We start from the raw sequence: 13,383 nt of genomic DNA on the forward strand, positions 1-13,383 counted from the left end.
GCTCCTATAAGGTGGCCGCGACACGACCCGAGAGGTGCCCCATGCGCAGCGCGAAAATTGCCCGCAAGACTGCAGAAACCGATATCAGCGTCGAGATTTCTCTCGACGGCACAGGCGCTTACGACAACCAAACCGGGGTCGGCTTCTTCGACCACATGCTCGACCAGTTGGCGCGCCACTCGCTGATCGACATCAAGGTCCGTTGCACGGGTGATCTGCATATCGACGACCATCACACGGTCGAGGACGTGGGCATCACGCTCGGTCAGGCACTGGCCCAAGCGTTCGGCGACAAAAAGGGCATCCGGCGCTACGGTTCCTGCCTGTTGCCGATGGACGACGCGCTGGTGCGCGCCGCGCTGGATCTCTCGGGACGACCCTACCTAGTGTGGAATGTCGATCTGCCGACCCCCAAGATTGGCAGCTTCGATACCGAGCTGGTGCGCGAGTTCTTCCAGGCGCTCAGCACCCATGGCGGCATCACCCTGCATGTCGACCAGTTGCATGGCATCAACTCGCACCACATTGCCGAGGCCGCCTTCAAGGCCGTCGCCCGGGCACTTCGCGACGCGGTCGAAACCGATCCGCGCAAGGCGGATGCGATCCCGTCGACCAAGGGGGCTCTGTAGGCCGATGATCACCGCGATTGTCGATTACGAGTCGGGCAATCTGCACTCAGCCGAGAAGGCCTTCCAGCGCATGGCACGCGAAACCGGTGCCGGCGAAGTGCATGTGACCTCCGACCCCGACTTGATCCGCTCGGCCGTGCGTATCGTCCTGCCCGGAGACGGCGCCTTCCCTGCTTGCCGCAAGGCGCTGTTCGATCATCGTGGCGTGTTCGAAGCGATCGAAGAGGCCGTGATCCACGGCGGGCGGCCGTTCCTGGGGATCTGCATCGGCATGCAGATGATGGCCACCCGCGGCCTGGAATACGAGGACACCCCGGGCTTCGACTGGATCGGAGGCGAGGTTGTGAAAATCGCCCCGTCAGATGCGACACTGAAAGTACCGCACATGGGGTGGAACGACCTCGTGCTTGACCGGTCGCACCCCGTGTTCGAGGGCATCGAAACCGGTATGCACGCCTATTTCGTGCATTCCTACCATTTCCGCGTGGCCGACCCCGCCCACCTGCTGGCGCATGTCGACTATGGCGGACCGATCACTGCCATCGTCGGCCGTGACAACATGATCGGCACCCAGTTCCACCCCGAGAAAAGTTCGAAAACCGGGCTGCGGATGATCGCCAATTTCCTGGCCTGGACCCCGTGATCAGTCGATCCGCCGCCATTTCTGGGTCTGGCAAATCGGCCCGAGGCAGCCTTTGACCGTCATGGCCTGACCGGCGACGCGGAACTCGCCGTTGACGTTCTTGTCGAGCATGCTGACATACATCCGTCCGGCATAGGTGCCGCTGCCCAGCGGTTTCACGTCCCAGATCACGCGCTTGCCGACATTGGGGGTGACCACCTCGCGCCCGGCCTTGTCAAAGGCCTTGAGCACCGTGCCGCAAAGGGCCGAACCACAGGGCGCCAGCCGGATATGACCCACCTGCCCCTTCTTGTCGGGGCCGGTCAGCCACGTGCCTGCCGCCGTTTCAGCCAGTGCAGGCAAACTCAGTGAAGAAATCAAAACCGTCAGCAGAAGCCGCATTTGTTGGGCCCCCTCCGCCATTTGCCTCCGAATCGGGAAGCGCGCGCCCCGGTCCGATACCCGGACACTTCTCATTTAACCCGCTTTGCGCAACTTACAATTGCGTTTTCCGCAGGGCGCCATGCATCGGCGGAATGGCGCGAAACGTTTACTTGATCCGGGTCCAGGTCTGGCTGGAGCACAACAGCCCGCCCGCGACACAGCCCTTGAGCTTCAGAGAGTTGCCGGAAAGTTGCATCTTGCCGATGTAGATCTTGTCGTTCGACGGTCTCCAGACCTTGCCGGCATAGTAGCCGTCGCCCTGTGGTGCCATGTTGCGCACCAGCATCTTGCCCTTGTTGGGCGAGTCGTATTCGCCGCCGGTATCGAACGTGCGCGCGATCGTGCCGCAAATGTTGGCACCGCACTTGCTCAGCTGGACATGAGCATAGGCGCCGTCATCGACCTCCGTCTTCCACACGCCTTCCGCCGGATCGGCCAGCGCCGCCCCCGCCGATACCGCGAATGCCGCGGCCAGAACCATTGCCTTCTTCATGCGATTGTCCTCCCTCATCCTTGCTGCGATCCTTGCCCAAGCCTTGCCCCCGATCAAGCCTGTCTTTGGGTCACGTTGCATTTCCCGCACCCCCGTGCATAAGGGCCGAAACGACATCAGCAAGGGCGGCACAGACATGATCCTCTACCCCGCAATCGATCTCAAGGATGGCCGCGCCGTGCGCCTTGTCCACGGCGAAATGGACCGTGAAACCGTGTTCAATGAAAACCCTGCGGCGCAGGCGCTGGAATTCGTTCAAGCGGGCTGCGAATGGCTGCATCTGGTCGATCTCAACGGCGCCTTCGCCGGGGAACCGGTCAATGCCGCTCCGGTTGAGGCCATTCTTGAACAGACACAGGTGCCCGCGCAGCTCGGCGGCGGCATCCGCGACATGGCAACGATCGAACGCTGGCTGGACAAGGGCCTCGCCCGCGTCATTCTCGGCACCGTGGCGGTGGAAAACCCCGACTTGGTGCGCCAGGCGGCCCGCGCCTTCCCCGGCCAAGTCGCGGTCGGCATCGACGCGCGCCACGGCAAGGTAGCCACCAAGGGCTGGGCCGAAGAAACCGACGTTGACACCACCGAGCTTGCTAGGTCGTTCGAGGACGCCGGCGTCGCAGCGATCATTTATACCGACATCCTGCGCGACGGGGCGATGAAAGGCCCCAATGTCGCGGCCACCGCGGCGCTCGCCCATGCGGTGTCGATCCCGGTCATCGCCTCGGGTGGCGTTTCCTCGCTCGATGACCTGCGCGCCCTGCGCGATTGCGGCGCTCCCCTGAACGGCGCCATTTCAGGCCGGGCGCTTTACGACGGCGCCATCGACCTGCGAGAGGCGTTGGCGCTGCTCAAGGCCTGATCCAAATGCGCGATCTCGCTTTCATTCTCGTGTCGCTTGCCCTTCCGGCCGCCACGATCTGGGCCCTTCGGGCCGTGCTGCCCGCGCGCCTGCGCGCGCTGGCATTCGTCCCGCTGGCGATGCTGCTGGCCAATTCCATTCTTGTCTGGGCAACACTGGCCTGCGCCGGCGGCGGTGAGACTTGGCAATCCTGCACCCCAACCGGCCTGACCCCAGTGTTCAACGGCCTGCGCCCACTGCTTCTACACAATCTTACCCTGATCTTCCTTTTGTGTCCCGGTGCTCTGATCCTGGCCGGGATCGCAGCGATCATCCGCAAGGAAGGCCACGGCAGTTGATCGAAGCCCCCTAGTTGGCGCCGGCCGCAGCTGCCGTCAGTTTGGCCAGCGCCCCGCGCATTGCAGCGACATAGGCGGCATCGGCCGATACCCCGCCCAGATCGTCCAGCATCTCACCCGGGTCTTCATAGGCCATCCAGACCTTGCCGCCACCATCCTGATAGACCAGCACCTTCAATGGCAGGTAGAGCCCTGCCAGGGCATCGTCCTGCATCGCCGGTGTGCCCAGCTTCGGATTGCCGAAGATCAGCAGCTGCGAAGGCGCCAATTCCATGCCCGCCGCTTCCGCTCCGCCGGCATGGTCGATCCGGGCGAACACAGTCGCGCCGGCCCCGTGACCGCCGTCTCCAGCGCGGCCATAACCGCGTCAACGTCGCCACCGGCCTGCACGCGCAGGATATCGTCACCCGAGGCCAGACCCGGTCCCGCTGCCAGAACAACGGCCGCGGCATAGAAAATCTGTTTCATCATCTTTCTCCCTCTGCGACTGAACGCCCTCATCCTCCGACAAGGTCGGCGCGAGACACAGAAACATTCGCGTGAGTCGCGCGTGATCGGCCGAAAGTCCGTCCTAAGGGTTTGACCAAACGCGGCCGCCAGCCGATAATCCTGTGGGAAATTGCAGACCAGACGGATTGCCATGATCAACGATCTCCTGATGTCCTTCTTCTTCGGCATGCCAGCCATCGTTGCGGTGCTGACCGCACGTAACCTCAAGAATCCGATGCCCCGTGCCATCATATTCTGGGGGGGCCTGATCGCCGTGGTCTGCGTTGCGATGGTTGTCGTGCCGATGGTTGCCTGCGACGGTCACCTGATGAAACCCTACAAAAGCTGCATCGGCGGCGACGGAATAGCCAGCCTGTTCAACCGCATGGCCCCCGCAATCCTCGGCGCGGCGAAACTCTACATCCTCGTCGGCATCCCGCTGGCCGTTCTAGCCTATGTGATCGAACTGGTGCAGAACCGCAGTGCCCGGACTGCTTGAGGCGAAGACACGGGGGTCATTGCCCGCCCCCGGATTTCTTGGCATAGAGGCCCCGATCCCACCTGCAAGGCGCCAACATGCTGAAAACCCGTATCATCCCCTGCCTCGACGTGGCCGACGGCCGCGTGGTCAAGGGCGTGAACTTCGTCGATCTGGTGGACGCAGGCGACCCGGTGGAATCGGCCCGCGCCTATGACGAAGCCGGGGCCGACGAGATCTGTTTCCTCGACATCCACGCCACCCACGAAAACCGTGGCACCATGTATGATGTGGTCCAGCGAACCGCCGAGCAGTGCTACATTCCGCTGACCGTCGGTGGCGGCGTGCGCACCCGCGAAGACGTGCGCGATCTGCTGCTCGCCGGGGCCGACAAGGTCAGTTTCAACTCGGCCGCCGTCGCCGACCCCAACGTTGTGGCCGAGGCCGCCGACCAGTTCGGCAGCCAGTGCATCGTCGTGGCGATCGACGCCAAGACCGTTTCGCCGGGGAAATGGGAGATCTTCACCCATGGCGGCCGCCGCCCCACCGGCATCGATGCGGTCGCGTTCGCCAAGACGGTGGTGGCCAAGGGAGCCGGCGAAATCCTGCTCACCTCGATGGACCGCGACGGCACCCGCGCCGGCTTCAATCTGCCGCTGACGAAGGCGATCTCGGATTCGGTCGACGTGCCCGTGATCGCATCGGGTGGCGTCGGCACGCTCGACCACCTAGTCGAGGGAGTGACCAAGGGCGGCGCCAGCGCCGTGCTGGCCGCCTCGATCTTCCATTTCGGCGACTACACGATCCGGCAGGCCAAGGAACACATGGCCGCCGCCGGCATTCCGATGCGACTGGAGTGACCTCATGACACTGGAAGAGCTGGAACAGATCGTCATCGCCCGCGCCTCGGCATCGCCCGACGAAAGCTGGACCGCCAAGCTACTCGCCACAGGCCCGGCAAAGGTGGCTGAAAAATTCGGCGAGGAGGCCGTCGAGGCGATCATCGAGGCGGTCAAGGGCGACGCCGAACGCCTCACCTCCGAGGCGGCGGATGTGCTGTTTCACCTGCTGGTGATGCTAAGATCACGCAACGTGGCCCTGTCGCAGGTGATGGATGAACTCGCGCGCCGCCAGGACCGGTCGGGGCTCGCGGAAAAGGCCGCACGCCAACCTTGAGCACGCCGGGCACGTCGGTGCCTCCTTTGCTCGGGCTCTCGCATCGCCGGCGGATCAGTCGTAGCCGTATTCGCCCTGTTCTTTCGGCCGTCCGCAGCCAGCCAAGCTTGCGGTCGCCGCAGCCAGCAAGACGATCAGTGCAATCTTGGAAAGGCGCATCCCCATCTCCCCGTGAATTACCGGTCGATAACTTAACCGATCCGGTCTGCTTTCACAATTTCGAGGAAATCACGCCGGTGTTGAACCCACCCATACGCAGTTCGCCGAACAGCCGCTGATACTCGATTTTGGGACAACGGTTCATGATCACGTCCACCCCACGCGCCCTTGCCTTCGCTGCTGCTTCCGGGTTTTCAACGCCGATCTGCATCCAGATCGTTTGCAGGTCGGGAAACACCTCCAGCGCCTCGTCGACGATCGGCGGCACCGCCTCGGAACGGCGGAAAATATCCACCATGTCCACCGGTTCCTCGATGTCGGACAAGCTCGCCCGCACGGTCTGGCCAAACAGCGTCTTGCCGACATGGCCGGGATTGACCGGGATCACGGTATAGCCCTTGAGACCGAGATATCGCGCGACGTAGAAACTCGGCCGCACCTCGTTCATCGATACGCCGACCACGGCGATCCGCCGGGTTCGGGACAGCACCTCGCGCAAATGCGCATCTGTGTAGGATTCGCTCATGTAACCTGCTTACTCCGCGCACGTCGCAAAAAAAAGCGCCCGGATCGAAACCCGGGCGCCAGTCACGGAACGAGGGACAGTGAAATGAAAGGCAGGAGTTCCGTTCCCACCCTTCATCTCTCTATTTAGAAACTCTTCTTCGGTTATGAAGAGGTTGTAAGAAAGTTGTGAAGATCCCGTTACGGGGGCCGGACTCAGCGTTCCTGCGCCGCGTACAGCGCCACCGCAGCCGCGTTCGAGACGTTGAGCGAGCCGAATTCGCCTGCAAAGCGGATTTTCACCAGCATGTCGCAGGTCTCGCGTGTCTTCTGCCTCAGCCCAGGTCCTTCGGCCCCAAGCGCCAGCGCCACGGGTTGGTCACGCCGGCCATCCAGCGCCTGTTCGATGGAGCTTTCGGCGTCACCGTCCAAGCCAAGCACGAGGTAGCCCATCGCTTTCAGGTCCTGCATCGTATCGGACAGATTGCGCACCCGGAAATAGGGCTGGCGCTCCAGCGCGCCGCTGGCGGTCTTGGCCAGAGCGCCCGTCTCGGGTGCGGAGTGGTGCCGCGGCGCAATCACTGCCACGGCGCCGAATACCTCGGCCGAACGCAGGATCGCGCCAACGTTGTGCGGATCGGTCACCCGGTCAAGCAGCACCACCCGCGGTGCCCGGTCCGGCACGCCGACGCAGCGGTCGGCCAGCGAACCCCAGTCGAGCGGTTTAACTTCGAGCGCGGCGCCCTGGTGCACGGATTGCGGGTCGAGCGGCGCGGCGAACTTGCGCGCGTCCGACATTTCCGGCGCGATCCCCGCAGTGGCGATGGCATCGGCCAGCTTGTCCGCCGCGTTTTTGGTGACGATCAGCCGCAGCTTCTCGCGCGCGGGGTTCACCAGCGCGTCGCGTACCGCATGCAGACCAAACAGCCACACGGTTTCGGCGTCGGCCTTGCGACGCGTCTTCTCCTTATCGATCACCCAGGCAGGTTTCTTCATCCGGCCCTCGCGTGCCCGTTGCAATTCGCGCGCAATAGCACGGGATTTTCCTGTTGACGACCCCGGGTGTGCGCAGTAATCACCCCGACACAGTGGGCGACAGGCCGCAAGGTGTGGCAGGGGACTGTAACTCCCTCGCGGAGACGCACGCTTGGTTCGATTCCAAGGTCGCCCACCATTTATTTTCCCCAAAACCGCGAGCAACACAGACACTGTAAATAGTTATTATTTTTCAGCTGGTTGCGGAACTCTTGAGCGCCAGAGACCTTACACTTCGCCCCTGAACAAGGCTGTTTTTAAGCAAATGCAAGGAACGTCTCAGCGGAGCCAACGATTGTGAGGTTTTGACCCCGGCTCGGTTGACTCAGAGATGCGGGAAGCCCAGACTCCAGCGCTGATCTTCCCAGGCCAGCGCCAGTTCAGGGAGACTGCGCAATGATTTCGCGTCGAGACCACGGGGCAAGCCTTGCAGAAGGCTTCGGTTCAGAAACAGCTGTTCCTTATCGAAGCGGAGAAACGCTCTGCCTGAGTTGTGTAAAAAGAAAATCTGTCTGAGGTTGGCGCCCATGTGACCATCAAACACAAACACGGGCGACTTTTCGGACAGTAGCAGGAGATGTGCGTATGGAATTGAAACAGGCCATGCAGGAGCGACGAAGTATCCGCGGGTTCACCAAAGAGCCGGTACCAAGGAAGCTACTTGAGGAAATCATCGCGCTGGCCAACCGCGCTCCGTCTTCGATGAACACTCAACCATGGCATTTTCACGTGCTTTCCGGAGAGGTTCTGGAGAAGGTCCGGAAAGGCAATACCGAGCGGATGCTCGCGGGCATCCCACCGCAAAGGGAAATCACGGATCACGGTGCTTATGGCGGGGTACACCGCGAGCGGCAGATCGAGATTGCGGTTCAACTGTTCGAGGCGATGGGGATCGAACGCCACGATAAGGAAAGGCGTCAGGACTGGGTGATGCGCGGGTTTCGACAATTCGATGCGCCAGTCTCGGTGGTCGTATGTTTCGACCGGTCGCTGGAAGACAACGGCACGATTGCGCACTTCGATCTAGGTGCAGTGACCTACGGTTTGGTACTGGCGGCATGGGACCGGGGCCTTGGAGCGGTGATCAACGGACAGGGTATCATGCAGTCTCCGGTCGTACGTCAGCATGCCGGGATACCTGAAGATCAGGTTATTCTGACCTGCGTGGCGTTGGGATGGCCGGACGAAAGCTTTGCCGCCAATTCAGTGAAATCACGCCGCCGTCCGGTTGAGAACGCAGCACGATTTGTGGGGTTCGACTGATATTAGCTTCGGCAATATGATTACTGTTCAGCGACCGGCCGCTAGGAGCCCAGAGCCGTCGCCCACTTTTCTCATCGAAAAGGGTATCCCAAAAGTGGCTCCGCGCTGCCCCCACGTACCCAGCAGGCAGGCAGTCGGGTGGGTCATAGGTGACTCGTAGTTCAATGCGCAAAAATAGGTGAACCTCCCCGTTTCTCGGAGAGGTTCGAAGCGGGTTCACTCGTCCCACGTAAAAAAGAAAAATCAGCGGTCGCTGGCGTGGTCGCCGATGCCGCCACCTTGGGCCGCACTGCTGACGGCTCCGCCCCAGTCAGCCCCGTAAACACCGTGAGCTGCAGGCGCGCTGTCTTCTGCAGCGGTGGCTGCAGTTCCCGTGGCAATCAAGAACGCGATGACATGAACACATTGGAGAATTTTCATTTTCTTCTCGGTAAAGAAATGAACAATACTACGGGCTACGCAAGCCGGCGGGTCAAAAAATGCCGGTGCGTCCGCGGGTCGTGGGAGGCGGACCCTTAACTGCCATTAGAAACAAGCTCTCTCGATAGCAGGTAAGGGTAGCCGAGGTTATCCAACCTTCCATTTGCCTTGATCCGCGTGAAACTTAAGCGATAAACAAAGTTGGCCCGAAATCTGGCTTTGTCCCGCAACCCGGTCATTGCCGTTGCCGATTTCGCTGCGGCTTGTCTGAACGGCGGGTCTTCCTTCTGAGGGACAGCGCGAATTTTCGACGCGTCGCCAGACGGAGATTTCTGCGAGCGCACGCAGCAGATTTCTGATGAGTCTGGATCGGGCTCTCCGCCGCCACTGACCCAGCCTCGACGTTGACCGGTCCGGGAAGGCGAACGGCCGAAAGCCGTTCGCGCTGCGGTCAAATGTCGACTTTCTCGGCGATGCTCGACTATACGTTCAACGCGGGCGTCACACTGTCTTCAGGATTGGTCATGACACGTGAGTGAGCTTCCTGGTCAACGGCCCCGTCGGGAAAAGTGACGACAATCGGCCGTTTCACAGTGCGCCCCAAAAACCTTCCCTGTTTCCAGCAGATGTTTCCCTAAAATTGGAAGAAAAATTCCCTGTTATCAAAAGAACGGGAAATTGAGCCCTAACGCATTGGTATCGCCTCCATAATCAGGGGCCAAATCCCCGAACCGGATCGATAGCGTGCCCTAGCCAGCGGTTTTCCCTGCAAAGTCCCCGTAAACAGGGATTTCAAAACCGAGACCGGTTCGCTCAAGAACTGCCCGAACCGCCACTACTTTTGAACTCGGAATGCACTTTTCGTCTTCCAGGCCGACTGTTCCATGCGCAGTGCCGCCAGCGCTGCGTTGAGGCCATTCACAACCCCACCAGGCGAATAGGGGCCATAACTGTTCGCACCGACCTCGAAACGCACGTCCACCCGATCGCCGGGGATGTCCCGGAACATGACGACATAGCGATCTGTCTGATGTTCGAGCGGCGCTGCGATCACCTGGCGCAGATGTTCGCGACTGAGGGCGCCGTCATAGCCGTCGCCCCAGCCGACCCGAACCTTGATCCACGGTCCCTCGCCCAGATCCCGGTTGGCTGCGGCCAGGCCCTCTTGCGTCAACGCCAGCGGCCGCAGATAGGGATTGTCCGAGAATTCGCTGGCAACCCGCTGAATTATTGCCGGCGTCGCCAGCAAGAATACGATCAAGAGGGGCCGGACGAGGCCGGACAAACGGTCCATGTCGTGCGCACCACGTCAGTTGCCGATACATCTCTGTCGCACATCCAGACTGAGAAAGCGTTAACCGCCTCCTTGGCTCAAGGCATCAGCACCTGCTTTCGCTCGAACTGAGCGCTGTCGCGAGTCAGGTCGTCATAGATGATCTCGACCTGGAGCGTCTGCACCGACTTCAGCGGATGGGTTTCGTAGATTATGGCGTCTTGGGGAATCGCGTTGGGCTGAGCCGTATCAAGCTGACACTCCGCCAGCGGCCAGTCCTGCATCGGACCGCCATTGATCGAGTATCGCACGCCCACGAGGCCGCAGCGCCATGCCAGGATCTGGGTGAAATAGACAAGGTCCTGACCGTCATATTCGCGCACCGCCACCCAGTTGCCCTTGGTGGCGCTCATGATCGGTTTGATCTCGGTCGCGGTGGTGAACTTACCGGTTGGTGTTTGCGGCTCTGCGACATAGGCGGTCTCGGAGGCGCCCGGCTCGACTGCCACCGATGCCGACGCCGTGCTCTGTGCACCGCTGCCGCCGCCACCGGCGGCGCCCACCACCAACGCGATGAAAATGAAGATGAAATCGAGCATACATTTCTCCCCTCAGGCGAAAAACCACATTCGCCCCTTTGTGGAGCGGCGTGGTGGACACTATACTGCCGCCGAGCAGTACGGGGCAGGTGCAATAATGGGCGCAAAGGGCGCGAAAAGCCAATCCTTCAACGTGATGATCGTAGGCCAGTCGGGCCGTCTGCAATACGAGGCGCTGTTGTTCGCCGCTTCGTTGCGCCACTTCAGCCCCGGCTTCAAGGGTCGACTGATCCTGGCCGAGCCACAACCCGGACCGCTCTGGTCCCGCGACCCGCGTGTCGACAACCCCGAGGTACTCGAGGCGCTCGACCGGCTCGAGGTCGAGGTCCTGCCGTTCGAGAGCGCTCATTTCGGTGAGGCCTACCCCTATGGCAACAAGATCGAGGGCCTGTCGGTTCTACCCGAAGGCGAGCCGTTCGTCTTCTTCGACACCGACACGCTGATCACCGGCGATCTGATGCAGGTTCCCTTCGATTTCGCTCGCCCCTCCGCCTCTATGCGGCGCGAAGGCACCTGGCCGCAGCTTGAGTTGTACGGGCCCGGCTATACCGAGATCTGGAAATCGCTCTACGACAAATTCGGCCTTGATTTCGAAAGCTCGCTCGACCTGTCGCAACCGGACGAGTACTGGCAGCGCTATCTCTACTTCAACGCGGGCTTCTTCTTCTACCAGTGCCCGCACGTCTTCGGGCAGCGGTTCCTCGACTACGCGCTGGCGATCCGCGACGATCGCCCCGAGGAACTCGTGTGCCAGGAGCTGCATCCCTGGCTCGACCAAATCGCCCTGCCGCTGGTGATCCACAGTTTCGGCGGCGGTCGCGATACCTTGCCCGAAGGGCTGCTCGACGGGGCAGTGAGTTGCCACTACCGCTTGTTCCCGCTGCTCTACTCCCGCGAGGCCGACCACGTGATCGCGGCACTGGAAGAAGTCGCTGCACCGAACAAGATCAAGAAGGTCCTGAAACAATACGACCCGATCAAGCGCATGGTCTTTCAGGGGCGCGGCCACAAGGTACGCGCGCTATTCGATCAGGCCGACCTGCCGCGCCGCGAACAGGCACTCCGCAACCGCATCAAGAAGGCTGGGTTCTGGATGCGCTGACTTCGGCGCCGCACGGTCCCGCAGCATCAGGGCGCGCCTTCGTACCCTCTGTCAAAATGATACGCCCATCCCCGAAACGCGCGCCGACCGGACCCCGTGTTCCAACCGGTGCCGACATCCGCGAATTCGGTCCTTTCGTGGCGCGCCAGTGTTGTGAGGCCGCATCGAATGCCCTAACACTCGCAGGAACGAACCATACAGGGAGGGCCAGACATGGCATACGGCTTCGACACGCTGCAAATTCACGCGGGCGCACGCCCCGATCCGGCCACCGGCGCCCGCCAGACGCCGATCTATCAGACCACCGCTTACGTGTTCCGCGACGCCGACCACGCCGCGGCGCTCTTCAACCTGCAGGAGGTGGGCTACATCTATTCGCGGCTGACCAACCCCACCGTCGCCGTGCTGCAGGAACGCGTCGCCACGCTCGAAGGCGGCCAGGGTGCGGTTTGCTGCTCCTCGGGTCACGCGGCGCAGATCATGGCGCTGTTTCCCCTGATGGGCCCGGGTCGCAACCTGATCGCCTCGTCGCGACTCTATGGCGGCACGATCACCCAGTTCAGCCAGACCATCAAGCGCTTCGGCTGGTCGGCCAAGTTCGTCGATTTCGACGACCTCGACGCCGTCGCCGCTGCAATCGACGATGACACCCGCGCGATCTTCTGCGAGTCGATCGCCAACCCCGGTGGCTACATCACCGATCTCGACGCCGTTGCCGCCGTGGCCGACAAGGCCGGCCTGCCACTGATCGTCGACAACACCTCGGCCACGCCCTATCTCTGCCGCCCGATCGAACATGGCGCGACACTGGTGGTGCATTCGACCACTAAGTACCTCACCGGCAACGGCACGGTGACCGGCGGCGCCATCGTTGACTCTGGCAAGTTTGACTGGTCGGCCAGCGGCAAGTTCCCCTCGCTCAGCGAGCCCGAGCCCGCCTATCACGGGCTGAAATTCCACGAAACGTTCGGACCGCTGGCCTTCACGTTCCACGGTATTGCCATCGGGCTGCGCGATCTCGGTATGACGATGAACCCGCAGGCGGCGCATTATACCCTGATGGGAATCGAAACCCTGTCGCTCAGGATGCAGCGTCATGTCGAAAATGCCGAGAAAATCGCCGCGTGGATGGAGCAGAACCCACATGTCGACGCGGTCACCTATGCCGGCCTGCCTTCGTCGCCCTATCAAGATCGGGTTGCCAAGATCTGCCCGAAAGGTGCCGGTGCTCTCTTCACCGTAAAACTCAAAGGCGGCTACGACGCCTGCGTCAAATTCGTCGACAGCCTCGAGCTGTTCAGCCATGTCGCCAACCTGGGCGATACCCGCAGCCTGGTGATCCACTCGGCCTCGACCACCCACCGCCAGCTGACGCCGGAACAGCAGGAAGCCGCCGGGGCCGGGCCCAGTGTGGTGCGGATCTCGATCGGGATCGAGGACGCCGACGATCTGATCGGTGATCTTGGCCAGGCGCTGGACAAGGCCCACAGCTGAGGCCGC

General features: G+C 61.9%; 18 protein-coding genes, 1 tRNA gene and 1 pseudogene. 11 read left to right on the plus strand and 9 right to left on the minus strand.

Annotation, left to right across the window (positions count from 1 at the left end; all coding sequences use genetic code 11):
* Nucleotides 1-41: 41 nt before the first annotated feature.
* Entirely contained in the window at nt 42-629 is a 588-nt protein-coding gene (gene hisB / locus NO357_RS05210) for an imidazoleglycerol-phosphate dehydratase HisB (RefSeq protein WP_306734547.1), read from the plus strand.
* 4 nt (nt 630-633) lie between these two features.
* Complete coding sequence (gene hisH, locus NO357_RS05215) at nt 634-1,272, plus strand: imidazole glycerol phosphate synthase subunit HisH (protein ID WP_306734548.1); 639 nt, start codon at nt 634-636, stop codon at nt 1,270-1,272.
* On the opposite strand, the gene NO357_RS05220 is transcribed toward hisH, so the two are convergent.
* On the minus strand, nt 1,273-1,653 hold the full coding sequence (locus tag NO357_RS05220) for a DUF2147 domain-containing protein (protein WP_306734549.1): 381 nt from the start codon (nt 1,651-1,653) through the stop codon (nt 1,273-1,275). It abuts the gene before it with no gap.
* Nucleotides 1,654-1,801: 148 nt separating this feature from the next.
* Complete coding sequence (locus NO357_RS05225; RefSeq protein WP_306734550.1) at nt 1,802-2,188, minus strand: DUF2147 domain-containing protein; 387 nt, start codon at nt 2,186-2,188, stop codon at nt 1,802-1,804.
* Between the two features lie 136 nt (nt 2,189-2,324).
* On the opposite strand from NO357_RS05225, the gene hisA reads away from it, so the two are divergent.
* The gene (gene hisA / locus NO357_RS05230; RefSeq protein WP_306734551.1) at nt 2,325-3,047 is read left to right on the plus strand and encodes a 1-(5-phosphoribosyl)-5-[(5-phosphoribosylamino)methylideneamino]imidazole-4-carboxamide isomerase; all 723 of its coding nucleotides are present in this window, start codon (nt 2,325-2,327) and stop codon (nt 3,045-3,047) included.
* 5 nt (nt 3,048-3,052) lie between these two features.
* On the plus strand, nt 3,053-3,385 hold the full coding sequence (locus NO357_RS05235; protein WP_306734552.1) for a hypothetical protein: 333 nt from the start codon (nt 3,053-3,055) through the stop codon (nt 3,383-3,385).
* 10 nt (nt 3,386-3,395) lie between these two features.
* Here the strand turns inward: NO357_RS05235 and NO357_RS05240 are convergent.
* A pseudogene (locus NO357_RS05240) lies at nt 3,396-3,853 on the minus strand (DUF302 domain-containing protein).
* A 172-nt stretch (nt 3,854-4,025) separates the two neighbouring features.
* Between NO357_RS05240 and NO357_RS05245 the strand changes: the two are divergent.
* The 3 genes from NO357_RS05245 (at nt 4,026) to NO357_RS05255 (ending at nt 5,528) form a co-directional block, all read left to right on the plus strand.
* A complete protein-coding gene (locus NO357_RS05245) occupies nt 4,026-4,373 on the plus strand; it encodes a hypothetical protein (RefSeq protein WP_306734553.1) in 348 nt (115 codons plus the stop codon).
* Nucleotides 4,374-4,450: 77 nt separating this feature from the next.
* Nucleotides 4,451-5,212 carry an imidazole glycerol phosphate synthase subunit HisF gene (gene hisF / locus NO357_RS05250; protein WP_306734554.1) on the plus strand — a complete coding sequence of 254 codons (762 nt, stop codon included), beginning with the start codon at nt 4,451-4,453 and terminating at the stop codon, nt 5,210-5,212.
* Between the two features lie 4 nt (nt 5,213-5,216).
* Entirely contained in the window at nt 5,217-5,528 is a 312-nt protein-coding gene (locus NO357_RS05255) for a phosphoribosyl-ATP diphosphatase (protein WP_306734555.1), read from the plus strand.
* A 211-nt stretch (nt 5,529-5,739) separates the two neighbouring features.
* On the opposite strand, the gene NO357_RS05260 is transcribed toward NO357_RS05255, so the two are convergent.
* Both NO357_RS05260 and rlmB read right to left on the minus strand, forming a co-directional pair.
* Complete coding sequence (locus NO357_RS05260) at nt 5,740-6,213, minus strand: CoA-binding protein (protein ID WP_306734556.1); 474 nt, start codon at nt 6,211-6,213, stop codon at nt 5,740-5,742.
* A 194-nt stretch (nt 6,214-6,407) separates the two neighbouring features.
* A complete protein-coding gene (gene rlmB / locus NO357_RS05265; protein WP_306734557.1) occupies nt 6,408-7,187 on the minus strand; it encodes a 23S rRNA (guanosine(2251)-2'-O)-methyltransferase RlmB in 780 nt (259 codons plus the stop codon).
* A gap of 94 nt (nt 7,188-7,281) precedes the next feature.
* Here rlmB and NO357_RS05270 point away from each other — a divergent pair.
* Nucleotides 7,282-7,365: transfer RNA gene (locus tag NO357_RS05270), tRNA-Tyr, on the plus strand.
* Between the two features lie 186 nt (nt 7,366-7,551).
* On the opposite strand, the gene NO357_RS05275 is transcribed toward NO357_RS05270, so the two are convergent.
* A complete protein-coding gene (locus NO357_RS05275) occupies nt 7,552-7,776 on the minus strand; it encodes a hypothetical protein (protein ID WP_306734558.1) in 225 nt (74 codons plus the stop codon).
* A gap of 35 nt (nt 7,777-7,811) precedes the next feature.
* Here NO357_RS05275 and NO357_RS05280 point away from each other — a divergent pair, with 35 nt between their 5' ends.
* On the plus strand, nt 7,812-8,489 hold the full coding sequence (locus NO357_RS05280) for a nitroreductase (protein WP_306734559.1): 678 nt from the start codon (nt 7,812-7,814) through the stop codon (nt 8,487-8,489).
* A gap of 243 nt (nt 8,490-8,732) precedes the next feature.
* Here NO357_RS05280 and NO357_RS05285 read toward each other — a convergent pair whose 3' ends face one another.
* From NO357_RS05285 to NO357_RS05295, 3 genes are all read right to left on the minus strand, one after another.
* Nucleotides 8,733-8,909, minus strand: a complete 177-nt coding sequence (locus NO357_RS05285; protein WP_306734560.1) for a hypothetical protein — start codon at nt 8,907-8,909, stop codon at nt 8,733-8,735.
* Nucleotides 8,910-9,744: 835 nt separating this feature from the next.
* Nucleotides 9,745-10,203 carry a hypothetical protein gene (locus NO357_RS05290; RefSeq protein WP_306734561.1) on the minus strand — a complete coding sequence of 153 codons (459 nt, stop codon included), beginning with the start codon at nt 10,201-10,203 and terminating at the stop codon, nt 9,745-9,747.
* Nucleotides 10,204-10,280: 77 nt separating this feature from the next.
* Nucleotides 10,281-10,781: a hypothetical protein gene (locus NO357_RS05295; protein WP_306734562.1), complete on the minus strand. Its 501-nt coding sequence runs from the start codon at nt 10,779-10,781 to the stop codon at nt 10,281-10,283.
* 97 nt (nt 10,782-10,878) lie between these two features.
* Here NO357_RS05295 and NO357_RS05300 point away from each other — a divergent pair, with 97 nt between their 5' ends.
* Both NO357_RS05300 and NO357_RS05305 read left to right on the plus strand, forming a co-directional pair.
* Nucleotides 10,879-11,883: a GT-B fold glycosyltransferase domain-containing protein gene (locus NO357_RS05300; protein WP_306734563.1), complete on the plus strand. Its 1,005-nt coding sequence runs from the start codon at nt 10,879-10,881 to the stop codon at nt 11,881-11,883.
* A 213-nt stretch (nt 11,884-12,096) separates the two neighbouring features.
* Complete coding sequence (locus tag NO357_RS05305; protein WP_306734564.1) at nt 12,097-13,377, plus strand: O-acetylhomoserine aminocarboxypropyltransferase/cysteine synthase family protein; 1,281 nt, start codon at nt 12,097-12,099, stop codon at nt 13,375-13,377.
* Nucleotides 13,378-13,383: the final 6 nt, after the last annotated feature.

Source organism: Marimonas arenosa (assembly GCF_030848945.1).
GTDB classification, from domain to species: Bacteria; Pseudomonadota; Alphaproteobacteria; order Rhodobacterales; family Rhodobacteraceae; genus Marimonas; species Marimonas arenosa.

What these genes read in the sequence shown, in the direction of transcription:
- hisB (WP_306734547.1), top strand. Translation starts at nt 42, where the DNA reads ATGCGCAGCGCGAAAATTGCCCGCAAGACTGCAGAAACCGATATCAGC.
- hisH (WP_306734548.1), top strand. Translation starts at nt 634, where the DNA reads ATGATCACCGCGATTGTCGATTACGAGTCGGGCAATCTGCACTCAGCC.
- NO357_RS05220 (WP_306734549.1), bottom strand. Translation starts at nt 1,653, where the DNA reads ATGCGGCTTCTGCTGACGGTTTTGATTTCTTCACTGAGTTTGCCTGCA.
- NO357_RS05225 (WP_306734550.1), bottom strand. Translation starts at nt 2,188, where the DNA reads ATGAAGAAGGCAATGGTTCTGGCCGCGGCATTCGCGGTATCGGCGGGG.
- hisA (WP_306734551.1), top strand. Translation starts at nt 2,325, where the DNA reads ATGATCCTCTACCCCGCAATCGATCTCAAGGATGGCCGCGCCGTGCGC.
- NO357_RS05235 (WP_306734552.1), top strand. Translation starts at nt 3,053, where the DNA reads ATGCGCGATCTCGCTTTCATTCTCGTGTCGCTTGCCCTTCCGGCCGCC.
- NO357_RS05245 (WP_306734553.1), top strand. Translation starts at nt 4,026, where the DNA reads ATGATCAACGATCTCCTGATGTCCTTCTTCTTCGGCATGCCAGCCATC.
- hisF (WP_306734554.1), top strand. Translation starts at nt 4,451, where the DNA reads ATGCTGAAAACCCGTATCATCCCCTGCCTCGACGTGGCCGACGGCCGC.
- NO357_RS05255 (WP_306734555.1), top strand. Translation starts at nt 5,217, where the DNA reads ATGACACTGGAAGAGCTGGAACAGATCGTCATCGCCCGCGCCTCGGCA.
- NO357_RS05260 (WP_306734556.1), bottom strand. Translation starts at nt 6,213, where the DNA reads ATGAGCGAATCCTACACAGATGCGCATTTGCGCGAGGTGCTGTCCCGA.
- rlmB (WP_306734557.1), bottom strand. Translation starts at nt 7,187, where the DNA reads ATGAAGAAACCTGCCTGGGTGATCGATAAGGAGAAGACGCGTCGCAAG.
- NO357_RS05280 (WP_306734559.1), top strand. Translation starts at nt 7,812, where the DNA reads ATGGAATTGAAACAGGCCATGCAGGAGCGACGAAGTATCCGCGGGTTC.
- NO357_RS05285 (WP_306734560.1), bottom strand. Translation starts at nt 8,909, where the DNA reads ATGAAAATTCTCCAATGTGTTCATGTCATCGCGTTCTTGATTGCCACG.
- NO357_RS05290 (WP_306734561.1), bottom strand. Translation starts at nt 10,203, where the DNA reads ATGGACCGTTTGTCCGGCCTCGTCCGGCCCCTCTTGATCGTATTCTTG.
- NO357_RS05295 (WP_306734562.1), bottom strand. Translation starts at nt 10,781, where the DNA reads ATGCTCGATTTCATCTTCATTTTCATCGCGTTGGTGGTGGGCGCCGCC.
- NO357_RS05300 (WP_306734563.1), top strand. Translation starts at nt 10,879, where the DNA reads ATGGGCGCAAAGGGCGCGAAAAGCCAATCCTTCAACGTGATGATCGTA.
- NO357_RS05305 (WP_306734564.1), top strand. Translation starts at nt 12,097, where the DNA reads ATGGCATACGGCTTCGACACGCTGCAAATTCACGCGGGCGCACGCCCC.